This is a genomic window from Pseudomonas sp. AL 58, assembly GCF_036348395.1.
GTDB lineage: Bacteria > Pseudomonadota > Gammaproteobacteria > Pseudomonadales > Pseudomonadaceae > Aquipseudomonas > Aquipseudomonas defluvii.
Map to the genome: position 1 here is coordinate 151,737 of NZ_JAZBQR010000006.1, position 22,616 is coordinate 174,352.

Sequence of the window (22,616 nt, forward strand, 5' to 3'; positions counted from 1 at the left end):
CTCGCAAAACATCGAGGCAGGGTAGCCCAGGGCGGGGAAAATCGCATCCTTTCGTTCAGGCGTCCCGGGCAATACCATGCTTGCGCAGTTTTCGGTACAAGGTATTGCGACTCACGCCCAAGTGCGCCGCCACATGGCTCATGTGCCAGCGTTGCTGCTCCAGCACAGCCAGCAAAGCGCTGCGTTCAGCATCCTCAAGTGGATGTTCAGGCGCCTCGCTGGAAACCGTGGGTATCGCAGCAACTGGCGGCCGACGAATCAATGGCGGCAGGTCGTTGAAGGTAATCTCTTCGCCCTCCGCGAGCGCAACCAATGTGCGCAGGACGTTGCGCAACTGGCGCACGTTGCCGGGCCAGGCGAAATCGAGCAAGGCATGTCGCGCCTTCGCCTCCAGACGGACAACCTGCCCCGCAGCTTCCTCCGCCAGCAGAAAATCTAGCAACTGGGCCTTGTCACTGCGTTCACGCAGAGCCGGCAAGGCCACTTCCAGGCCGTTCAGCCGGTAGTAGAGGTCTTCGCGGAAACTGCCGTCCTCGACCCGCTCCAGCAGGTTGCGGTGGGTGGCGCTGATGATGCGGACATCCACGGCCTGGGGTTCACCACCAATCGGCACGACCCTGCGCTCTTCAAGCACACGCAGCAGGCGGGTTTGCAGCGCCAGCGGCATATCACCGATTTCATCCAGCAACAGGGTGCCGCCATCGGCCTGTTGCAGCTTCCCACGCATCCCCTCCTTACGTGCACCGGTGAACGAGCCGCCGCGATAGCCAAACAGCTCACTCTCGATCAGGCTCTCAGGGATCGAGGCACAGTTCAGGGCGACGAACGGCTTTGCCGCACGCTGACTGGCCTGATGCACGGCCTTGGCAAAGGCCTCCTTGCCACACCCGGTCTCGCCATTGAGCAGCAATGGCACATCGCGCTCGAACACCCGCACGGCGCGACGAAAATCGTTCTGCAATGCAGGGTCGACCAGGCAAATCGAACCCGTAATCGGTGCTGGCGGCGGCAACGCCACCGCGGCCAATGACGACGGTTGTGGCGCCCGAACCTGACCGCGCAAACTGGCAAACAACTGGCGACCATCACGCGTACGCAACGGCCAACTGGCATTGGCCTGAGCCGTAGCACGCCCCAGCAACTCATCCAGTGAACACTCGAAGAACATCTCCACAGGCTTTCCAAGCAGGCCGCCGCGAACATGCCCAAGCAAGTTCAGGGCGCTCTGGTTGGCCGCGCAGATACGTCCATCCCCCTCAAACGCCAGCAACCCCTCGCTGAACAGGCCCACCGACTCGGCCTGCAAATGAAAGCGCAGTAGCCACTGGTTTTCGAAATGGCGCAGGAAGTAACAGCTCTCGATCATCTTCGCCGAGAGGTTGACCAACGCCATGGTGTGAAACTGACTTTGCCGCGAGACCTCAGGGCGGGCCGACGATACGTCAAGCACCGCAAGCAGTTCGCCGTGGGGGTCGAACACCGGGCTGGCAGAGCAGGTCAGGCCGGTATGACGGCCACGAAAATGCTCTTCCTGATGAATAGTGACGGCTTGACGCTCGACCAGGCAGGTACCAATCCCGTTGGTGCCTTCACTGGCCTCGCTCCAGTCGGCGCCGAGCCAGAGCCCGGCACGCTCGAAGATTTTGCGCTCGGTCGGCGCCGTTACACAGTTGAGGATTACCCCACGCGCATCGGTCAGCAGCACCGCATGGCCTGCGCCGGAAAGCTGTTGATGCAGCGTGTTCATCTCGTTGCCGGCAATCTGCAGCACCTGCTGCAGGCGCTCTCGGCTTTCCAGGAGACGCCCATGCTCAAGCACGGTCGGTGCCATCGCCATGGCCGGATCGAGATGATAGTCCTCCAGACAACGCAGCCAGGAACGGGCGATGGATGGATCGCTGCCCGGCCCCTGCAAGTGGGCCTTGCCCTGAGTCACCGTAAGCACTTGCCGAGCGTGCCGGCTCAAATGATTGCTCTGCACTTTTTATTGTTCTCCCCGGAAGCGGTACAACCCAGCATCCTCCAGCCGCTGACGCTTTGCAATGTCAGTACGACCGCTGAGTCACAGGTTGTCCCGCATCTGGCACAAAGTGTCACCCCCACCGCCCCAGAAATGCGACAACCAAGCCCGCGCGCACCCGCAGAATCCCATCAAGCCCTTGATTTACATAGACCTGCCAGCAGTGGCCCGCGCTTTGCTCTACGCTCTATATCCTCCCCAACAAGCACAAAAGCCAGGAGACACACCATGCGTTACGCACACCCAGGTACCGAAGGCGCAATCGTTTCCTTCAAGAGCCGTTACGGGAACTACATCAATGGCGAGTTCGTCGCCCCGGTCAAAGGTGAGTACTTCACCAACACCTCGCCAGTGAACGGCCAACCGATCGCCGAATTCCCGCGCTCCACTGCCGAAGACATCGAAAAAGCCCTGGATGCCGCCCATGCCGCCGCCGACGCCTGGGGCAGCACCTCGGTACAAGCCCGTTCGCTGATCCTGCTGAAGATCGCCGACCGTATCGAGCAGAACCTTGAACTGCTGGCCATCACTGAAACCTGGGACAACGGCAAAGCGGTCCGTGAAACCCTGAACGCCGATATTCCGCTGGCAGCTGACCACTTCCGTTACTTCGCCGGTTGCCTGCGCGCCCAGGAAGGCAGCGCCGCCGAGATCGACGGCAACACCGTGGCCTACCACATCCATGAACCGCTGGGCGTGGTCGGACAGATCATCCCGTGGAACTTCCCGATCCTGATGGCGGCCTGGAAACTGGCTCCGGCACTGGCTGCCGGTAACTGCATCGTGCTCAAACCCGCCGAGCAAACCCCGCTGGGCATTACCGTGCTGATGGAAGTCATTGGTGACCTGCTGCCACCTGGTGTACTCAACGTGGTGCAAGGTTTCGGCCGTGAAGCCGGTGAAGCACTCGCCACCAGCAAGCGCATCGCCAAGATCGCCTTCACCGGCTCCACGCCGGTTGGTTCGCACATCATGAAATGCGCGGCCGAGAACATCATTCCGTCCACTGTTGAGCTGGGCGGCAAGTCGCCGAACATCTTCTTCGAAGACATCATGCAAGCCGAACCGGCCTTCATCGAAAAAGCCGCCGAAGGTCTGGTGCTGGCATTCTTCAACCAGGGCGAGGTCTGCACCTGCCCATCGCGTGCGCTGGTACAAGAGTCGATCTACCCGGCGTTCATGCAAGAAGTGATGAAGAAGATCAAACAGATCAAACGTGGCGACCCACTGGACACCGACACCATGGTCGGCGCCCAGGCCTCTGAGCAGCAATTCGACAAGATCCTTTCCTACCTGGAGATCGCCGAGAAGGAAGGTGCTGAACTGCTGACCGGCGGCAAGGTGGAGAAGCTCGAAGGCAGCCTGGCCACCGGTTATTACATCCAGCCGACCCTGCTCAAAGGCAACAACACGATGCGGGTGTTCCAGGAAGAGATCTTCGGCCCCGTGGTAAGCGTCACCACCTTCAAGGACGAGGCGGAAGCCCTGGCCATCGCCAACGACACCGAGTTCGGGCTGGGCGCGGGCGTATGGACTCGCGACATCAACCGTGCTTACCGCATGGGCCGCGGGATCAAGGCCGGTCGCGTGTGGACCAACTGCTACCACCTGTACCCGGCACACGCCGCTTTCGGTGGCTACAAGAAGTCGGGCGTGGGTCGTGAAACCCACAAAATGATGCTTGATCACTACCAACAGACCAAAAACCTGCTCGTGAGCTACGACATCAACCCATTGGGCTTCTTCTAACCCAGTGTACGGTGCGGCCTTCAACAGATTGAAGGCCGCACTGGCTTGACCTCACCGCCCCCTCAACTGCAGCTGCCTTATCGCCCGCCTTGCCGCCCCACGCCGACGCACAGGCAGGATTCAGAAATAACCTCCGCCAGAAACTGAAATTTCCTAATCGACAAGACCCGGATTCGGGTCCATTTTTGCCAATTGCGCTTTTTTTCCGCTTTAGGCAGCATCGGGGCTACGGCTGCCCTGCGATTCGCCGCCACCCCCAAAGGAACCTGAGGACTGCTTATGCGAATCATCAAAGCAACCCTTGAGCATCTGGATCTGATTGCTCCGCTTTTCGTCAAATACCGCGAGTTCTACGGCCAACCGCCTTACCCCGAATCCTCACGCAAATTTCTCGAAAAACGCCTGAAGCGTGGTGAGTCGGTGATTTACCTGGCGCTGGCCAACGATGACGACAGCAAACTGCTTGGTTTCTGCCAGCTGTATCCGAGTTTCTCCTCGCTGTCGCTCAAGCGCGTCTGGATCCTCAACGATATCTATGTGGCCGAAGACTCGCGCCGCCAACTGGTGGCCGACCACCTGATGCGCGCCGCGAAAAAGATGGCCAAGGAGACCAATGCCGTGCGCATGCGGGTTTCCACCAGCACCAACAACGACGTGGCCATGAAAGTCTACGAGTCCATCGGCTTTCGTGAAGACACCGAGTTCAAGAGCTACATCCTCCCCATCCAGTCGGACTGACATGGCAGCCGGGCGGGCCTTGAGCCTGCCCGGTATGCACCAGCAAAACCCTCCGCTACAAACAGCACAGGAATAATCCGTTTGCGGCCGTATAATACGGCACCACACGTTGAGTGGAGGCCTTCGCACGCCGCTGTGTCGCGCGCGAAACACCCCACTGCCAGTCATCGCAGGCCCGCCAGCACGGGCTTTCACCACAGGTGCCGTACATGGATTTCAACCCGCTGGACATTATCCTGCATCTTGATACCTACCTCGATTTACTGGTCAACAACTACGGCCCCTGGATCTACGCCATTCTGTTCATGGTGATCTTCTGCGAGACAGGCCTTGTGGTGACGCCCTTCCTGCCAGGCGACTCACTGCTGTTCATCGCAGGCGCAGTAGCCGCTGGCGGCGGCATGGACCCATTGCTGCTTGGCGGCCTGCTGATGGCTGCGGCAATCCTGGGCGACAGCACCAACTATGTGATTGGCAGAACCGCTGGCGAACGACTGTTCCGCAACCCCAACTCGAAGATCTTCCGCCGCGATTACCTGCAACAAACCCACGATTTCTACGACCGCCACGGTGGCAAGACTGTCACCCTGGCGCGCTTTCTGCCGATCCTGCGGACCTTCGCACCGTTCGTCGCCGGTATCGCCAAAATGACCTATAGCCGTTTTCTGGCGTTCAGCGTCGCCGGTTCCGTCCTGTGGGTAGGTGGCCTGGTCACCCTCGGCTACTTCTTTGGTAATGTGCCGTTCATCAAGAAAAACCTGTCGCTGATGATCGTCGCGATCATTCTGGTGTCGATGCTGCCGATGATCATCAGCCTGGTGCGCAACCGCATCAACCGCAACGCCGCCAAGGCCAACTAAGCCCCGCTCATGTGGTCCCTGAGCGCCTGGCGACGCCGCCGTACATTGGCCCGGTACCCACTCGATGCGCAGCTGTGGCAGCGCATCCGTGAACGCCTGCCGCTGCTCGACGGTCTGAGCGAGGCAGAAGATCACTGGCTGCGCGACGCCTGCGTGCTGTTCTTGCGCGAAAAACACCTCACCGCACTGCCCGGCGTCGAACTGGACGCCGAACAGCGCCTGTACCTGGCGGCTCAAGCGCAGTTGCCCCTACTGCACCTGGGTGAACTGAACTGGTACCAGGGCTTCCATGAAATCATCCTCTACCCCGACGACTTCATCAGCCCACAGCGTCACCGCGACGCCAGCGGCGTGGAACATGAGTGGGATGGTGAGCACAGTGGCGAAGCGTGGTTGCAGGGCCCGGTAATCCTGGCCTGGCCGGGCGTTCTGGCCAGTGGTGGCTGGGAAGGCTATAACCTCGTCATCCATGAGTTGGCGCACAAACTCGACATGCTCAACGGTGATGCCAACGGCCTGCCACCGCTGCACAGCGACATGCGCGTCAGCGATTGGGCGTCAGCCATGCAACACGCCTATGACGACCTCAATCGTCAACTTGACCGCCACCCGGATGCCGAAACCGCCATCGACCCCTATGCCGCAGAAAGCCCGGCGGAATTCTTCGCGGTCACCAGCGAATATTTCTTCAGCGCCCCCGACCTGCTGGCCCGAACCTACCCCAAGGTCTACCAGCAACTGCGCGCGTTCTACCGCCAGGACCCGCTGCTGCGTCTACAGCAACTACACAGCCATCATCCCCACTATCGCCACGCCAAGGACTGAGCATGCCAAGCATCCGGGTGGGCGTGGCAAGCGCGTGGGAATGTGCCTATAATCGCGACCAATTTTTGGCCAAACATGGGGGCAATGCCCAATGAGCTACAGCAAGATTCCGGCTGGCAAAGACCTGCCGAACGACATCTACGTCGCCATCGAGATTCCAGCCAATCACGCGCCGATCAAATATGAAATCGACAAGGACAGCGATTGCCTGTTCGTCGACCGTTTCATGGCCACCCCAATGTTCTACCCGGCCAACTACGGTTTCATCCCGAACACCCTGGCTGATGACGGTGATCCGCTGGACGTGCTGGTTGTAACCCCGTACCCAGTGGCTCCAGGTTCGGTCATCCGCGCCCGTCCGGTCGGCATCCTGAACATGACTGACGACGGCGGCGGCGACGCCAAAGTCATCGCCGTACCGCACGACAAACTGTCGCAACTGTACGTCGACGTCAAAGAGTACACCGACCTGCCAGCCCTGCTGCTGGAGCAGATCAAGCACTTCTTCGAGAACTACAAGGATCTCGAAAAAGGCAAATGGGTGAAGATCGACGGTTGGGGCAACGCAGACGCCGCCCGCGCCGAAATCACCAAGGCCGTTGCCGCCTACAAAGGCTAAGCACCGCGCTGAACAAAAAGCCCCGCTCGCGGGGCTTTTTGTTGCCTGCAAAGATAGCCCCCTGTAGGAGTAGGCTTGCCTACGATGGCATCAGCAGGGTGCCAGCCAACACCTAGGGCCGCGAGAAACATCCGGCAAATCCCTCGGAAACACCCTTAACTCCGAGAAATTCTTCAACCCAATGTTTATATCCTGATCGCACAGAGCCCCGTAAAATCGGGCCTCATGAATACTTCTGGCAGCCGTTTGAAAGCCCTCCTGCGCGAGTGCAACCTGACACCCTCCGACTTTGCCGCCCACCGCAAAGTGACACCGCAGCACATCAACAACTGGTTCAACCGCGGTGTTCCCCTGGCGCGTATCGATGAGATCGCAGAACTCCTGTGCGTCTGCAGCAAATGGCTACGCAGCGGCGAAGGGCCCAAGCATCCGCCACCCGCACCGCGCATCACCCCGACCGAAATCGAAGTCGAACCACCCGACACCAGCCTGATGGCCGCGCACAAAGAGGATGACGCGCAACTGCCCTTCTACCGCGTGAAGGACAAACAACTGAGCGTGATCGCCGACCGCCACCTGCGCCTGCCCGCCTGCAGCCTCGAGCGGCTTGGTGTCGATCCCGCGCGAGCATTCTGCTTGAGCATGCCCGACACCAACATGGCCCCGCTGCTGTCACAGGGTGCGACCCTGGCCATCGACCGCAGCCTGACCCGCATCGTCGAAGGCGAACTCTACGCCCTGCTGCACAATGGCCGACTGCGCATCCACACCCTCAGCCGCCTGCGGGGTGGTGCCATCGCCCTGCACAGCTACGACAATCGGCAATTCCCCAGCGAAAGCTACAGCCCGGCCCAGGCCAAAATGCAGCACCTGGAAATTCTCGGTTGGGTCTTCTGGTGGGGACAACGGCGTACCGAACGGCCAGCCTAAAGCGCTCAAGGTGAATTTCCACTAGGCATACCGCGCCATTGTCAGTATGCTACGCCGCACATTTAGCCCCTGGCAGCCGAGCGCCTGCCAACGGGTTTGGCGACGCAATACATTCGCGTCCAGCCACCTTCGGCCCTCGCGCCGACGCAACGATTTGAAGGCGGTTGCGGCTTACCAAAAATAAGCCAAGACCGTCCCCGAGAAGCCGGCCACAAGCCGGCTTTTTAATGCCCGAAATCCACCTACCGCATCACACCTATCAATGCGGCGCCTTCTCCAGCGCCTCACGCAGCGCAGCCGCCGTGGCGTATTCCTGTTGTGCAACCAACCGGCCGTTGTCCAGTTGCAGCCACAGCACCTTGTCTTCGGCACCGGCATAACGGGTTGCCACGCGTGCGTCGCGGTCGAGCAGTACCCGGTAGCTGTAATCACGCATGGCGGGGATGGCGAACATTTTTGCGATCAGTGCAGGCATGCGCTGGATGTCGGCAACGAACACGGTATGTCGTGCTTCCAGGTAGCCCTTGGGACGGTCTTGCAGGGCCTCTTTCACCAGTTTGGCGCCGTCCATGCCACGGGCTACCAGCAGGGTTCGGGTTTGATCGTCCAGGCTATAGGGCTGATCGAACTGATCGAGCAGGGTCCAGGGCGCAAGGCGCTCTCCGACTTCGACCGCCTGGGCCAACAATGGCAATACGCTCAACAGCAGAATCGACAGATATCTCACAGCACACCTCGTTGTAGTGGTTGCACAGCCAGGCCCGCAGTCTACACCGCCGCGCAGGCGACTAGCCTTTCACGCACACCACTTGACGCAGGGTATGCACCACTTCCACCAGATCACGCTGGGCCTGCATGACCGCGTCGATGTCCTTGTAGGCCATGGGGATCTCGTCAATCACGTCTTTGTCTTTGCGGCACTCGACGTGCGCGGTGGCACGCGCCTGGTCCTGGATGGTGAAGCGCTTCTTCGCCTGGGTGCGGCTCATCACACGCCCCGCGCCATGGCTGCAGGAGCAGAACGCTTCTTCGTTACCCAGGCCGCGAACGATGAAGCTGCGTGCGCCCATCGACCCCGGAATGATCCCCAACTGGCCTTTCTGCGCAGAAACCGCGCCCTTGCGGGTAACCAGCACCTCATGGCCGAAATGCTGTTCTTTCTGCACATAGTTGTGGTGGCAGTTCACCGCTTCGAGGTTGGCCTCGAAGGGTTTGTTGATCACCTTACGCGCAGCGTCAATTACCGCGTGCATCATCAGCGCACGGTTCTGCCGGGCAAAGTCCTGGGCCCATTCCACGGCTTCGACGTAGTCGTGGAAATGCCGGCTGCCTTCCTCGAAGTAGGCCAGGTCCTTATCCGGCAGATTGGCAATGTGCTGGCGCATATCGGCCTGGGCCAGTTCGATGAACAGGTTGCCGATGGCGTTACCCACGCCACGCGACCCACTGTGCAGCATGAACCAGACACGATTGGCCTCGTCCAGGCATACCTCGATGAAGTGGTTGCCCGTGCCCAAGGTTCCCAGGTGCTGACGGTTGTTGGTGCGCTCCAGCGTCGGGTACTTGTCAGTGATGGCCTTGAATCGGCCAGCCAGTGCACGCCAGGCATGATCGGCCACGCCGGGTACGCTGTCCCAGGCGCCTTGATCGCGACGGCCGAAGGTCTTACCGTGCGGTACCGCCTTTTCGATGGCCGTACGCAGGCCATAAAGGTTGTCCGGCAGGTCTGCTGCGTGCAATGAAGTGCGTGCGGCGATCATCCCGCAGCCAATGTCCACGCCCACCGCTGCCGGGATGATCGCGCCACGCGTGGGAATCACACTACCAATGGTCGAGCCCTTGCCCAGATGGACATCGGGCATCACCGCCAGGTGCTTGAAGATGAACGGCAGTTTGGCGGTGTTGATCAGTTGCTGCCGCGCTTCCTCTTCCACCGGCACGCCCTGGGTCCAGAGCTTGATCGGTTTGCCGTTGGCGACTTCGAGGATGTTCATGGTTTTCATCTGGCGGCCTTGCTGCATGGCAGGTTACTCAAGCTTCACCACACCATTCAACACCTTATCCCACCCGCCGCACACCGAAATTCGATCGTCAGCGAGGGCGTCACTGCAACCCGAGCTGCCCACGCAGGAAGTCATACAGGCCTGAGGCACTTTTGCGGTAACCATCGGCGGATAAATGCACCAGGTCGTTCCGGGCCAGACCTTCAGCCTGCCAGTTGACGATAGAACAAGGGCCGCCCATGTACGCCTGCCAATCCCAGAACAGGCCGTTGAACTGCTTGGCGGCCTGGCGCTGAATACGAATGATCTGGGCCAATGGTTGCGGCTGACGGGCGGCGCACGTACGCGCTTTGCGCTGTTTGATCGAGTCCGGTGGGCCGACCAGCAGAATGGCTGCACGCGGCATGTTGCGGCGCAACTCGGCCAGGGTCTGGTTCAGGTGGTCACGGTACTGGTTCAAGTCGAGCTTGTCGTCGAAGGCTTCGTTGGTACCGTACGCCAGAATGATCAGATCCGGGCGCAGAGCCTTGAAGCTCTCCTGCCAGCCGGGCTGCCACTTATCCACAACATCCAGCCGCGCGCCGTTGATCCCCAGAGCTGAATAGGTCACACCGGCATTCTTCTGGCCCTGGATGAACCAGCCACCCAGCGCTACGTCCTTGCGGTTGCTCAAGGTGAGGTCCAGCGGCAAGCTGACACTGTTGAACACCGGGCTGAAGCGCCACTGCCCATTGGTTGCTGCCAGCAGGCGCCGGTTCTGGGTAGTGCCGTCGCGGGCGAGCAATGTCGTGTTGGCCGTTGAGGTGTAGAGGGCCGACACGCGGTAACGCTGGGCCGTGGGCTCACGCGCCTCGATGCGTACGGCTGCGTTGGCCGTTAGCGGTAATGACAGGTAACCGCCCAGGGGAAACTGAGTGCTTTGCTGGTTCCGTGCCGAAACCAGTTCCCACTGGCGCTTGGCGGCCTTGAGGATCACCGTTTCATAGCGCGTCCCCGGTACCGGTGAGCCTGCAACCAGGCCGATACCGCCATCGCCATACTGGGCCTGCAACAGGCGCCGCATTTCCCCGCTGAACAGGTCGGCGGCGGTGTGTGAGTCACCCAGTTGCACGATATTGATCGGGGTGCGGTTTGCAGTGCGGAACTTGCCTGCCAGCAGCGCCAGATTACCGTTGGCAGGGGCTTGAACCGCCTTTTGAGGCACCTGAAGTGGACGTGCTGCCGGCCCATTGACCGCCGCTACCGGGCTACAGCCCGGCAATGCGCAGATCAGTGCCACCAGGGCCAGGATGTTGTGCAATCGACGCATTTCAGTGTTCCGTCACGGTCAAACCCGGGAAGGTAATCATCGACAGCACTTGCTGTGCAATGAGCTTCTGCCCGGTGGGGGTAAAGTGAATGCCGTCATCGACCCGGGTCTTGACCCGTTTGCCTTGGTCATCCTGCAAGGTGTAGGAGAACTCATCAGCCTTGTAACCCAATACGCCGTTAGCAGAGACATAATGCTGCTGGTAGAGCCTGGTCTGGGTTTCATAGAGCGTGCTCAGGTAGGCCATGGCGCTGGACAGCTTGGTTTTCTGCATGTTCGGCGGGCCAACCCAGATCACTTGCACATCATGCGCACGCGCCTGCTCAAGAATCGAATCAATACGCTGACGGTACTGCTCCTCCCACTCGGCAGTTTTAAAGCGCAGGAACGGCTTACCTTTGGCAACCGGCATGTCCCAAGGGTCATTCGGCCCCAGGAACACCACCATCAGGCGAATGTTCGGCTGGCTTTGCAAGGTCTTGGCCACCGTCTGTGGCCAGTTGAAAAAGCCCGGATAGGCAAGCCCGGTACTCTGCTTGCTGAGGTTGACGCTTTTGATCTGGTAACGCTTGTGCAAGGTATTGGCCAGGTGCGGCGCCACCCCTTGCATCAGCGAATCGCCGACCAGAAAGACTTCATCGCCCGCCGACAGAGTCACCGGTACCGGTTGTACTGGCTGCGGGATGGGCGCAGGCAATGGCGTCGCTGCCACCTTGACCGGCTTGGCGCTCTCATGTGCCGGAGCTGCATGCACCGGGGTCGCATGCTTGCCATCCAGCTTCACCGGCACGACAGGCACCGCGGCGGGCATCGTCACGGTTTCGCTGACGGGAGCCTGCGCAATCAATGCTGGCGGTGCAGGCTGGGTCAGGCTTTCGATAAAACTGTCACGGGCACTGCCCAAGGCCTGAGTCAGGTTGCTGCCCATCCGCCAGGCAGTACTCTGGCCCAGTAGCGGCAGTTCACAGCCCTGGTGGTACTTCTGCTCGCAGTAAAGGCGGATTGAGTCCTGGTTGAACCAGAACAACAGCAAGGTGGTCACCACAATGGCATACAGCACCTTGGCCGCGCCCACCTGCGTTTCGAACAGCTTGCTGGCACTAGAAACTGGCATAGATGAACCCCGGAACGCCCGACTGCGATGCAAAGATGACCAAGGAAATGAATACCCCCAGCGGAACGGGGTACAACTGCCAAGGCAGGCGCGTGGTGGCGGCGAAGAGTTGGCGCAGAAGCGCGATCAGTTGACGGTAGACAGCGATGTACACCACACAGGCCAGCAACAGGGCGCCCGTAGGCGAGAACAGTGCCTCCAGACGCAAGCCAGCAATACCGGCGAGCATGTCCTTGGCATCATCGAGGCTGGCGCAACGGAAGAAAATCCAGGCAAACGCCACATAGTGGAAGGTCAGCAAGCGTGCGGCGATACCCGCCCCCGGCCAACGCATCGGCTGCGGCAACCAATAGGTCGAGGCTTTGTACAACGCCAAACCCAGGCCGTGCAGCGCCCCCCAGATAATGAAGTTGATGCTCGCGCCATGCCAAAGCCCGGAGATCAGCATGGCCAGCAGCATGTTCAGGTTGCCGCGCCAGACGCCCTGACGGTTGCCGCCCAACGGGATGTACACGTAGTCACGGATAAAGGTCGACAGGCTGATATGCCAACGGCCCCAGAACTCCTTGAGGTTGTTCGCGGCATAGGGCGCATTGAAGTTGTCCGGCAAACGGAACCCCAACAACAAGGCAATGCCGGTCACCAGGTTGGTGTAGCCACTGAAGTTGAAGTAGATCAGAAAGCTGTAGCCGTAGACGCTGAGCAGGATCTGCTCGGCCGAATAGCTGCTGGGCGTCTCGAACACCGGATCAACCCACTCACTGGCCAGCCAGGCGCTGAAGAAGAACAACTTCACCACCGCCAACGCAATCAGCCCCAATGCACGTTGTGGCTCCAGCACCTGACGCATCTGCCCGGCCTGAATCTGCGGCAGCATGTGCGAAGCACGGTTCACCGGCCCGGCAATCAGGCTCGGGAAGAACGCCAGGTAAAGGGCCAGATCAAACACCGGCGCAGGCGTCATCTCGCGCCGGTTGATCGACACCAGGTAGCTGACCGAATGGAAGGTGTAGAACGACAAGCCGATAGGCAGCAGCACTTCCAGAATAGGCAGCGAGACATCAAGCCCGGCACTGGCCAGCGCCGACTGAACGCCACCGACGAGGAACTCCTGGTACTTGAACAGGTAGAAACACCCCAGCACCAGCAGCGCAACCAGCCCGTAACTGAAGCGTCGCCCCGGGTACCGCGCACCCAGAAGCCCCAGCAGATAGACCAGCGCTGTATACCCCAGCAGGATATAGAGAGAATTCAGACTGAAGCTGGCAACAAGGCCGTAACTGGCGGCCAGAAGCATGACGTTCTGCAAACGAACGCTCCAGCACAGGCTCCAGTAAATAGCGAAGAACAGGATGAAGCAGAGGCCGAACTCGATCGAAAGGAAGCTCACAACGTAGTCCATTACGCGACATCAGGAAGGGAGGGCCTTGCCGTGCAACGCCGTAGCGCAAGGCGGCGGCAATTATGGCAGAGAGCCACAAGCCCTCACAATGACAGGCTCACAGAAAAAGCAAGATAGTGAACAAAGGCTTTATGCAACAGAATGCGACGAAAGATCATCGGCACTGATTTGCTCCCCCTGCCCCGCTCTGCTAGTGTCGCGCCGTTTAAACCGCCACAGAGACAGCCGCCATGGCCCGGAAAAAAGCCGCCGTTGATTTCGAGCAATCCCTCGCCGACCTGCAAGCCCTGGTCGAACGCCTGGAGAACGGCGAACTGTCGCTGGAAGACTCGCTGACCGCCTTCGAGCAAGGTATCCGTCTGACCCGTGACTGCCAGGGCGCTCTGGCACAGGCCGAGCAGAAAGTGCAGATCCTCCTCGAGCGCGATGGTGAGTTGGCCGCCGAACCCTTCAGCGCAGAGCAGCCGGAATGATCGCCCGCTACCAAGCCACCTGCCAGGCCCGTGTCGATGCGGCGCTGGAACAGTTGTTTGTCGCCCCTTCGGCCGAACTCACCCGCCTCTACGCCGCCATGCGCTATAGCGTCATGAACGGTGGCAAACGGGTCCGCCCGCTGCTCGCTTATGCAGCCTGCGAAGCCTTGGGGGCGCCAGCCGAACAGGCTAACGGCGCGGCCTGTGCGGTTGAACTGATCCATGCCTACTCACTGGTTCACGATGACCTGCCGGCCATGGACGACGACGACCTGCGCCGTGGCCAGCCAACCACCCATAAAGCCTTCGACGAGGCCTGCGCGATCCTTGCAGGCGATGGCCTGCAAAGCCTGGCCTTCAGCGCCTTGCTCGACCCGCGCCTGAGCCCGCAAAGCGACAGCAACCGCCTGACCATGGTCCAGACGCTGGCCTTGGCTGCCGGCCCCGCCGGGATGGTCGGTGGCCAGGCCATCGACCTGGGTTCAGTGGGCCTGAAGCTTGACCAGCAAGCGCTGGAATTCATGCACCGGCACAAGACCGGCGCACTGATCGAAGCCAGCGTGCGCCTGGGTGCTCTCGCCAGCGCCCGTGCCGGCAACACCGAACTGGAGGCCCTGCAACGCTACGCTCAGGCAATCGGCCTGGCATTTCAGGTACAGGATGACATCCTCGACGTCGAAAGCGACACGGCCACCCTCGGCAAACGCCAAGGCGCGGATATCGCCCGCGACAAGCCGACCTATCCGGCGCTGCTCGGCCTGGATGCCGCCAAAGCCTACGCGCTGGAACTGCGCGATCAAGCACTGCAGGCGCTGGAAGCCTTCGACGGCGCGGCCGAACCACTGCGCGATCTGGCCCGTTACATCGTAGAACGCAAGAACTGAGTGCACTTCACGTAGGCGCCTGCCTTGCCAGCAGTAAGACACATCGCTGGCAGGACCGGCTCCCGCGAAAGACGATGCACAGGTGTCGCAGAAGCACCATGCCATGGGCAGCCATCACCGCAATAAGGTAAACTGCCGCCTCTTCACACCTATAATGATTCGCCTGATGCCCACGACGTTTCAAGAGATTCCCCGCGAACGCCCGGTCACGCCGCTGCTCGACCGTGCTGATACGCCCGCTGGCCTGCGCCGGCTGGCTGAAGCCGATCTGGAGAGCCTGGCCGACGAACTGCGCCAGGAGCTGCTCTATACCGTTGGCCAGACCGGCGGGCATTTCGGTGCCGGCCTGGGCGTCATCGAACTGACGATCGCCCTGCACTACGTCTTCGACACCCCGGATGACCGGCTGGTGTGGGACGTGGGCCATCAGGCCTACCCGCACAAGATCCTCACGGGTCGACGCAAGCGCATGAATACCCTGCGCCAGAAGGACGGTATTGCGGCCTTCCCACGTCGTTCCGAGAGCGAGTACGACACCTTTGGCGTCGGCCACTCAAGCACCTCGATCAGTGCCGCACTGGGCATGGCCATCGCCGCTCGCCTGCAGAACGAGGCGCGCAAGTCCATTGCGGTGATCGGCGACGGTGCACTGACCGCCGGCATGGCTTTCGAAGCGCTCAACCATGCGCAGGAAGTCAACGCTGACATGCTGGTGATTCTCAACGACAACGACATGTCGATTTCACGCAATGTCGGTGGCCTGTCCAACTACCTGGCCAAGATTCTCTCCAGCCGCACCTACGCCAGCATGCGCGAAGGCAGTAAAAAAGTGCTTTCGCGCCTGCCCGGCGCCTGGGAAATCGCTCGCCGCACCGAAGAGTATGCCAAGGGCATGCTGGTACCCGGCACCCTGTTCGAGGAACTCGGCTGGAACTATATCGGCCCGATTGACGGCCACGACCTGCCGACCCTGATTGCCACCCTGCGCAACATGCGCGACCTCAAGGGGCCACAGTTCCTGCATGTGGTCACCAAGAAAGGCAAAGGCTTCAGGCCGGCCGAAGTCGACCCGATCGGTTATCACGCAATTACCAAGCTTGAGCCGGTCGATGCACCGGCTGCTGCGCCGAAGAAAGCCAGCGGGCCGAAGTATTCGGCGGTATTCGGCCAGTGGCTGTGCGACATGGCTGCGGCGGACCCACGCCTGGTTGGCATCACCCCAGCCATGAAGGAAGGCTCGGACCTGGTGGCCTTCAGCGAACGTTTCCCGGCGCGCTACTTCGATGTGGCCATCGCCGAGCAACACGCTGTCACCCTCGCCGCCGGCATGGCGTGCGAAGGCGCCAAGCCCGTGGTGGCGATCTACTCGACCTTCCTGCAGCGCGCCTATGATCAACTGATCCATGACGTTGCGGTACAGAACCTCGACGTCTTGTTTGCCATCGACCGCGCCGGCCTGGTCGGCGAAGACGGCCCGACGCATGCGGGCAGCTTTGACCTGTCGTTCCTGCGCTGCATCCCCGGCATGCTGGTGATGACCCCGAGCGACGAGAACGAACTGCGCAAAATGCTCAGCACCGGTCACCTGTACAACGGCCCGGCAGCGGTGCGCTACCCGCGCGGTACCGGCCCGAATACGCCGATTGAAAACGACCTTGAACCCCTGGAAATCGGCAAGGGCGTAGTACGCCGCCAAGGCCGCACCGTCGCCTTGCTGGTCTTTGGTGTTCAGTTGGCCGAAGCACTAAAGGTTGCCGAACAGCTCGATGCCACCGTGGTTGACATGCGTTTCGTCAAACCGCTGGATGAAGCGTTGGTACGCGAGATAGCTGGCCAGCACGAGCTGCTGGTGACCATCGAAGAGAACGCCATCATGGGCGGCGCCGGTGCGGCTGTCGGTGAATTCCTGGCCCGCGAGAACCTGATCAAGCCGATCCTGCACCTGGGCCTGCCTGACATTTATGTCGAGCACGCCAAACCGGCACAGATGCTTGCTGAATGTGGTCTGGATGCAGCGGGAATCGAAGCAGCAGTACGTCAGCGCCTGCAGTTGTTGGGCCTCTGACGCCCTATCGTCATGGTCGGCTCCGCAAGGAGCGGCCATGACGACAATAGGCCTGCCGACCTATCAGCCGAGCTGACGCGGAATACGGTAGAGGTAGAGCACGACCACGCTTGAGACCGCCAACAGAATCTGCGGCACGGCCTCCAAGCCAACGAATACCGACACAGCAGCAAGCCAGGCCGGCAAGCAGGCATAGAGCATGGCCACCCGACGTACGCGCGCCAGCTCAATCCAGGCCGCAGGCTCCGCCTCGCTGTTCAGCGCCTTCTCCATTGCAATCAGCCCGTGCTTGTAAGCGCCAAAGCGCGGCAGGCTGAGGAACATCGAAGAAACACTGGCGATGAACATCGGCATGGCGAGGATTGGCAGCAACGCTTCACGATCACCGAACGCCCAATTGAAGACAAACAACGGCGCCAATGCGATCAGCAGATGCTGCCACCAGGCAATGCTGAGACGGCGACGAACCTGAGCCCGGGTCACGCCCGACCAACCTCACCCTGATGCTCGTTGCCCATCATGTGGCCAAGCTTGCCGGCCTTGGTGGCCAGGTAGTGTTTATTGTGCGGGTTGTGGCCGGTATGCAACGGCACTCGCTCAGCCACCGCGATACCCATCGCAGTGAGGGCTTTCACCTTGCGCGGATTATTGGTCATCAGGCGCAGCGACTTCACGCCCAGGTGCTCAAGCATCGGCAGGCACATGGCGTAGTCACGCTGATCGGCAGCAAAACCCAGACGCTCATTGGCTTCAACCGTATCGGCACCGCCATCCTGCAGCTCGTAGGCGCGAATTTTGTTCAACAGACCAATGCCGCGACCTTCCTGACGCAAGTACAGCAATACACCGCGCCCTTCATGGGCGATCGCCTGCAGCGCCGCTTCCAGCTGCGAACCGCAATCGCAGCGCTGGCTGAACAGCGCATCGCCCGTCAGGCACTCGGAGTGCAGGCGTCCCAGTACCGGCGCGCCGTCGGCCACATCACCCAGACTGAGCACCACGTGCTCGCGACCGGTGGCCTCATCGAGAAAACCATGCATGGTGAAGGTGGCAAAGGGTGTAGGCAGCTTGGAGGCAGCAACGAAAACGACGGGCACCTTGTGCTCCTGAAATAACGTGAATATTTAACGTGGACTGGATTGTAACAGCAGCGTGGCACCGGTGCTTATGCTGAATTTTTGTGCAGACATATCGAAAAGTTCGATGCACCTTGCCGATCTGAGGACAACCTAGAACGGATACGGCTGCTTCCAGCGCGTGAATATCTCGCGCAACTGGCCACTTGGCACCAGCTCATCCATGCGCTGATCGAAAATTTCCTTGAGGGCACGGCCTTCCGGGGTTTTGGCAAATGCCAGGTACAACGGCAGTTCAGCCAGGTGGGTACGCCGAAATGCCGACGGATTCTGCGCCTGCGACAACACATAGTCGACCTCGGTCAGGGCATCGATGTAGAAATCGACGCGACCATACTCAAGCATCGGCAGAATGCCCTCACGCCGCTGAACCTCGCGGTAACGGTCAACATAGGGCAGGTAACTGTTGAAATCGTAACCACGCACCCAAGCCAATTGGAACTGACCCAGCGTTTCCTGGGTAGGTACCGGCCGACTGGCCAACCCCAGGGCATAGATATGGTCTTGGTCAAAGTGCCAGCGCGGGTAGATATTATCGGCGCTTTCCTCATGATAAGAGCCGACCCAGGCATCTGCTTCGCCACGCTTTACCAGGCCGATGGCGCGACTGTAAGGCACGCTCGCCGTCTTGACCTTGACACCTACGGGCTCAAAAACCTTGCGCAGCAGCTCCCAGGCCAGGCCTGTGCCGTCGGCATTGGTGTAGTCGAGCCACACCTCGCTGGCCAAACGAGCGTGCAAAGGCTTTTTCGGCAAGGGCTCTGCTGCCCACGTCACACCTCCTGCCAAAAGCAGGACCAGTAGCAACCATCGGCATCCTTGCATCGCCCTATCTCCTTAGGTAAAGCTCCATACTAGCCCTTGCATCGTCAGCCAGGCGAATACACCGGCAAGCACATCGTCGATCATGATGCCGACACCTCCATGCACATGCCGATCAAGCCAACTGATCGGCCAGGGCTTGAGTATGTCAAAGAAGCGGAATACCAAGAACCCGACCAACAACCATTGCCAGCCTTGCGGCACCAGCCACAGGGTAATCCACATCCCCACCATCTCGTCCCAGACGATACCCTCATGGTCGTGCACACGTAAATCGCTGGCAACCTTGCCGCACAGCCAGAAACCAAACAGCATGGTCAGGCCCAGCATCAGCCAGTAACCCCAGTCTGGCAGCATTTGCCACAAGGGCATGAACGGCAAGGCAACCAGAGACCCCCAGGTCCCCGGCGCCTTCGGCAAAGTACCCGAGCCGAAGCCGAATGCCATGAAATGCCAAGGGTTGCTCCAGACCGAAGGCGGAACAGGCTTCACCTGATTACGGTGATCGGTCACGGTGTCTCCCTAATCGCTAAAGTGTTGATAGCCCCGAACAGCCGGGGTGATGTTGCGCCCTTCCCGATCGTACAGGCTGACACCGGAGCCAACCTCGACCCTGCCAACCACGTGAATCGGCCAGCCGGCGGCCAGCAGCCCCGGGAGTTCGGCATCGGGAAGCGTGAAGGCCAGCACATAATCGTCGCCACCGGTCAATGCGGCGTGACGCGCACCCTCCAGCCCCAAAAAGCCGCGTAATGCCTGGCTCATCGGTAGCGAGTCCACCTGCAAATGCAGCGCCACGCCAGAGGCTTTGGCGATATGCCCACAGTCAGCCAGCAAGCCGTCGGAGATATCCAGCGCCGAGGACGCCTTGCCACGTAACGCCTGGCCGAGTGCCAACTGCGGTGATGGCGACCAGTAGTGCGCCAGCAGCGGTGCCGCCAGCGACGGCTCGGCTTGACGTTCCGCAAGCACCAGCGGCAACGCGCCAGCAGCGTTGCCCAGTTCACCGCCCACACACACCAGGTCGCCTGGTTGCGCGCCGGCGCGGGTCAGCGCCTGCCCGGCAGGCACACGGCCGAATACGGTCATGGTCAGGCTCAAGGGGCCACGGGTGGTATCGCCACCGACCAGGCTCAGGTTGCACTGCCTGGCCATCTGATTGAGGCCTTCTGCGTAAGCACGCAACCAGTCCGCCGACGTGTCCGGCAGGGTCAGGGCAAGGGTAAACGCGAGGGGGGTAGCGCCCATCGCCGCCAGGTCACTGGCGGCAACGGCCAGCGAACGCTGGCCGAGCAGGAACGGGTCACTGTTGTGCGGGAAATGCACACCGACAACCAGCGTGTCGGTAGACACCGCCAACTGTTCGCCCGCTGGCAAGGCCAGCAGGGCACAGTCGTCACCGATGCCCAAGGCAACTCCTTCGCCACCTTGCGCACACGGTGCGGCGGCGAAGTAGTGACGGATCAGCTCGAACTCACCCATTGGCCAGCAGCGCCGAGATCAGCGCTTGTATGCCCGTACTTCGGCTTCACGAAGCCGTGGAGCCAGCTTGTCGAGCACACCGTTGACGAACTTGTGGCCATCGGTGGCACCGAAGACCTTGGCCAGCTCAACACCTTCGTTGATCACAACGCGAAACGGCACGTCGACCCGCTTGATGAACTCCCAGGTGGACAGCCGCAGCACAGCCAGCTCTACCGGGTCGAGTTCTTCCAGTGGCAGGTCGAGGCACGGAGCCAGGGCCTTGTCGATCTCTTCCTTCATGACCGGAACCCCGTGCAGGATCTCCCGGAAGTAGGCGCCGTCGACATCGCTGAAATCGTTATCGACCCGGAACTGCGCTTCGATCTCGTTCAGCGACTGCTTGGCCATGTGCCACTGATACAGGGCCTGGGTCGCGAGCTGACGGGCTTCGCGACGCTTGGCGCTTTTCGATGGTTTGCCAGCATCCGCAGGTTTTGGATCGCGCGGGTTGAAACGATCGCTTTCGTCGCTAATCACTTGGCCTCCAACTGCGCCAGCAGGCTGACCATTTCCAGGGCGGACAGGGCTGCTTCAGCGCCCTTGTTGCCGGCCTTGGTGCCGGAGCGCTCGATGGCCTGTTCGATCGAATCGACAGTCAAGACACCGAAGGACACCGGTACGCCGAACTCCATGGACACCTGGGCCAGGCCCTTGGTGCACTCGCCTGCCACGTATTCGAAATGCGGAGTGCCGCCACGGATCACCGCGCCCAGGGCGATGATGGCCGCGTATTCACTTTGCTGGGCGACTTTCTGTGCAACCAGCGGGATCTCGAACGCACCCGGGGCACGGATGATGGTGATGTCGCTTTCGCTGACGCCATGGCGAACCAGGGCATCAACGGCACCGCTCACCAGGCTTTCGACGACGAAGCTGTTGAAGCGGCCAACCACCAAAGCATAGCGACCTTTGGGGGCGATGAAGGTACCTTCAATGGTCTTCAGAGTCATTCCGGGATTCTCATCTTAAAGAGCCAGGCCGCACCGACGCGGCCTGTGGGAGGTTTGGTCACGAACACGCAGTGCAATAAACGCCTGCTTTATTCGGAGGGCACGTATTCTACAACTTCCAGATCGAATCCGGATATCGCATTAAATTTCATCGGCGAACTCATCAGGCGCATTTTGCGTACGCCGAGGTCACGGAGAATCTGCGAACCCGCACCGACGGTGCTGTAGGTTGTCGGGGTTTTCACCTGAGCGCTGTCGGCGGTCTCACGGATATGCGCCAACAGCACGTCACCGTCCAACGGGTGGCCGAGCAACAACACAACACCACTGCCCGCCTCTGCCACCGCGCTCATTGCGGCACGCAGGCTCCAGCGGCCGGGCTGCTTGACCATCAGCAGGTCACGCAGCGGGTCCATGTTGTGAACCCGAACCAGGGTCGGTTCTTCTGCGCAGATATTGCCCAGGGTCAGTGCCAGGTGCACATCACCCTCGACCGAGTCACGGTAGGTCACCAGGTTGAATTGGCCCAATTCGCTGTCCAGCGGCTGCTCGGAAATCCGCTGAATGGTACGTTCGTGGATCATCCGGTAGTGAATCAGGTCGGCGATGGTGCCGATCTTGATGCCGTGCTCGGCGGCAAACGCTTCCAGCTCCGGGCGACGGGACATGGTGCCGTCGTCATTCATGACCTCGCAGATCACGCCACTTGGCTCAAAACCGGCCATGCGCGCCAGATCACACGCAGCCTCGGTATGGCCTGCGCGGGCCAGCGTACCGCCGGCTTGCGCCATCAGCGGGAAGATATGGCCTGGGCTGACGATGTCTTCGGCCTTGGCATCACGCGCGGCGGCAGCCTGAACGGTACGCGCACGGTCAGCAGCGGAGATACCGGTAGTGACACCTTCGGCAGCCTCGATCGAGACCGTGAACTTGGTGCCAAAGCCCGAACCGTTGCGCGGTGCCATCAACGGCAACTTGAGCAGTTCACAGCGCTCGCGCGACATCGGCATGCAGATCAGGCCCCTGGCATGCTTGGCCATGAAGTTGATGTGCTCAGCCTTGCAGGCCTCGGCGGCCATGATCAGGTCGCCTTCGTTCTCGCGATCTTCGTCATCCATCAGGATGACCATTTTGCCCTGGCGGATGTCTTCAACCAGTTCTTCGATGCTGTTGAGCGCCACGCGGCACCCCCT

General features: G+C 60.7%; 23 protein-coding genes. 9 read left to right on the forward strand and 14 right to left on the reverse strand.

What is annotated here, in order from left to right; genetic code table 11:
- Positions 1 to 55 precede the first annotated feature (55 nt).
- On the reverse strand, positions 56 to 1,981 hold the full coding sequence (locus UIA24_RS10020) for a sigma-54-dependent Fis family transcriptional regulator (protein WP_330522782.1): 1,926 nt from the start codon (positions 1,979 to 1,981) through the stop codon (positions 56 to 58).
- A 267-nt stretch (positions 1,982 to 2,248) separates the two neighbouring features.
- Between UIA24_RS10020 and exaC the strand changes: the two genes are divergently transcribed.
- From exaC to UIA24_RS10050, 6 genes are all read left to right on the forward strand, one after another.
- Complete coding sequence (gene exaC / locus UIA24_RS10025) at positions 2,249 to 3,769, forward strand: acetaldehyde dehydrogenase ExaC (RefSeq protein WP_099775920.1); 1,521 nt, start codon at positions 2,249 to 2,251, stop codon at positions 3,767 to 3,769.
- A 279-nt stretch (positions 3,770 to 4,048) separates the two neighbouring features.
- Positions 4,049 to 4,507: a GNAT family N-acetyltransferase gene (locus UIA24_RS10030; protein ID WP_065761984.1), complete on the forward strand. Its 459-nt coding sequence runs from the start codon at positions 4,049 to 4,051 to the stop codon at positions 4,505 to 4,507.
- Positions 4,508 to 4,716: 209 nt separating this feature from the next.
- On the forward strand, positions 4,717 to 5,367 hold the full coding sequence (locus UIA24_RS10035) for a DedA family protein (RefSeq protein WP_065761985.1): 651 nt from the start codon (positions 4,717 to 4,719) through the stop codon (positions 5,365 to 5,367).
- A gap of 9 nt (positions 5,368 to 5,376) precedes the next feature.
- Positions 5,377 to 6,192, forward strand: coding sequence for a zinc-dependent peptidase (locus UIA24_RS10040; RefSeq protein ID WP_065761986.1), 816 nt, complete (start codon positions 5,377 to 5,379; stop codon positions 6,190 to 6,192).
- A 91-nt stretch (positions 6,193 to 6,283) separates the two neighbouring features.
- Positions 6,284 to 6,811 (forward strand): inorganic diphosphatase, encoded by a 528-nt coding sequence (gene ppa, locus UIA24_RS10045; RefSeq protein ID WP_065761987.1) that lies wholly within the window; start codon positions 6,284 to 6,286, stop codon positions 6,809 to 6,811.
- Between the two features lie 225 nt (positions 6,812 to 7,036).
- Positions 7,037 to 7,741 carry a LexA family transcriptional regulator gene (locus UIA24_RS10050; RefSeq protein WP_102051700.1) on the forward strand — a complete coding sequence of 235 codons (705 nt, stop codon included), beginning with the start codon at positions 7,037 to 7,039 and terminating at the stop codon, positions 7,739 to 7,741.
- Between the two features lie 259 nt (positions 7,742 to 8,000).
- Here the strand turns inward: UIA24_RS10050 and UIA24_RS10055 are convergent, their stop codons facing one another.
- The 5 genes from UIA24_RS10055 to UIA24_RS10075 form a co-directional block, all read right to left on the reverse strand.
- A complete protein-coding gene (locus UIA24_RS10055; RefSeq protein WP_330522784.1) occupies positions 8,001 to 8,468 on the reverse strand; it encodes an FAD/FMN-containing dehydrogenase in 468 nt (155 codons plus the stop codon).
- A 61-nt stretch (positions 8,469 to 8,529) separates the two neighbouring features.
- Complete coding sequence (locus UIA24_RS10060; protein WP_330522785.1) at positions 8,530 to 9,744, reverse strand: RtcB family protein; 1,215 nt, start codon at positions 9,742 to 9,744, stop codon at positions 8,530 to 8,532.
- A 100-nt stretch (positions 9,745 to 9,844) separates the two neighbouring features.
- Positions 9,845 to 11,053: an SGNH/GDSL hydrolase family protein gene (locus UIA24_RS10065; RefSeq protein WP_065759157.1), complete on the reverse strand. Its 1,209-nt coding sequence runs from the start codon at positions 11,051 to 11,053 to the stop codon at positions 9,845 to 9,847.
- Position 11,054: 1 nt separating this feature from the next.
- The gene (locus tag UIA24_RS10070) at positions 11,055 to 12,167 is read right to left on the reverse strand and encodes an SGNH/GDSL hydrolase family protein (protein ID WP_330522786.1); all 1,113 of its coding nucleotides are present in this window, start codon (positions 12,165 to 12,167) and stop codon (positions 11,055 to 11,057) included.
- Entirely contained in the window at positions 12,154 to 13,557 is a 1,404-nt protein-coding gene (locus tag UIA24_RS10075; RefSeq protein WP_330522787.1) for an MBOAT family O-acyltransferase, read from the reverse strand. The genes UIA24_RS10070 and UIA24_RS10075 overlap by 14 nt, the downstream gene beginning before the upstream one ends.
- A gap of 242 nt (positions 13,558 to 13,799) precedes the next feature.
- Between UIA24_RS10075 and UIA24_RS10080 the strand changes: the two genes are divergently transcribed.
- The 3 genes from UIA24_RS10080 (at position 13,800) to dxs (ending at position 16,991) form a co-directional block, all read left to right on the forward strand.
- Positions 13,800 to 14,042 (forward strand): exodeoxyribonuclease VII small subunit, encoded by a 243-nt coding sequence (locus UIA24_RS10080; RefSeq protein WP_065759159.1) that lies wholly within the window; start codon positions 13,800 to 13,802, stop codon positions 14,040 to 14,042.
- A complete protein-coding gene (gene ispA, locus UIA24_RS10085; RefSeq protein WP_065759160.1) occupies positions 14,039 to 14,926 on the forward strand; it encodes a (2E,6E)-farnesyl diphosphate synthase in 888 nt (295 codons plus the stop codon). The genes UIA24_RS10080 and ispA overlap by 4 nt, the downstream gene beginning before the upstream one ends.
- A gap of 166 nt (positions 14,927 to 15,092) precedes the next feature.
- Positions 15,093 to 16,991: a 1-deoxy-D-xylulose-5-phosphate synthase gene (dxs, locus tag UIA24_RS10090; protein ID WP_102051733.1), complete on the forward strand. Its 1,899-nt coding sequence runs from the start codon at positions 15,093 to 15,095 to the stop codon at positions 16,989 to 16,991.
- Positions 16,992 to 17,054: 63 nt separating this feature from the next.
- On the opposite strand, the gene UIA24_RS10095 is transcribed toward dxs, so the two are convergent.
- The 8 genes from UIA24_RS10095 to ribBA form a co-directional block, all read right to left on the reverse strand.
- The gene (locus tag UIA24_RS10095; protein ID WP_065759162.1) at positions 17,055 to 17,474 is read right to left on the reverse strand and encodes an MFS transporter; all 420 of its coding nucleotides are present in this window, start codon (positions 17,472 to 17,474) and stop codon (positions 17,055 to 17,057) included.
- Complete coding sequence (ribA, locus tag UIA24_RS10100) at positions 17,471 to 18,088, reverse strand: GTP cyclohydrolase II (RefSeq protein ID WP_065759163.1); 618 nt, start codon at positions 18,086 to 18,088, stop codon at positions 17,471 to 17,473. The genes UIA24_RS10095 and ribA overlap by 4 nt, the downstream gene beginning before the upstream one ends.
- Before the next feature lie 132 nt (positions 18,089 to 18,220).
- A complete protein-coding gene (locus UIA24_RS10105) occupies positions 18,221 to 18,952 on the reverse strand; it encodes a substrate-binding periplasmic protein (protein ID WP_065759164.1) in 732 nt (243 codons plus the stop codon).
- A gap of 12 nt (positions 18,953 to 18,964) precedes the next feature.
- A complete protein-coding gene (locus tag UIA24_RS10110) occupies positions 18,965 to 19,462 on the reverse strand; it encodes a phosphatidylglycerophosphatase A family protein (RefSeq protein ID WP_065759165.1) in 498 nt (165 codons plus the stop codon).
- A gap of 9 nt (positions 19,463 to 19,471) precedes the next feature.
- On the reverse strand, positions 19,472 to 20,431 hold the full coding sequence (gene thiL / locus UIA24_RS10115; protein ID WP_102051704.1) for a thiamine-phosphate kinase: 960 nt from the start codon (positions 20,429 to 20,431) through the stop codon (positions 19,472 to 19,474).
- Positions 20,432 to 20,449: 18 nt separating this feature from the next.
- A complete protein-coding gene (gene nusB, locus UIA24_RS10120) occupies positions 20,450 to 20,950 on the reverse strand; it encodes a transcription antitermination factor NusB (protein WP_065759167.1) in 501 nt (166 codons plus the stop codon).
- Entirely contained in the window at positions 20,947 to 21,423 is a 477-nt protein-coding gene (gene ribH, locus UIA24_RS10125; RefSeq protein WP_065759168.1) for a 6,7-dimethyl-8-ribityllumazine synthase, read from the reverse strand. The genes nusB and ribH overlap by 4 nt, the downstream gene beginning before the upstream one ends.
- 89 nt (positions 21,424 to 21,512) lie before the next feature.
- Positions 21,513 to 22,604, reverse strand: coding sequence for a bifunctional 3,4-dihydroxy-2-butanone-4-phosphate synthase/GTP cyclohydrolase II (gene ribBA / locus UIA24_RS10130; protein WP_065759169.1), 1,092 nt, complete (start codon positions 22,602 to 22,604; stop codon positions 21,513 to 21,515).
- Positions 22,605 to 22,616 lie beyond the last annotated feature (12 nt).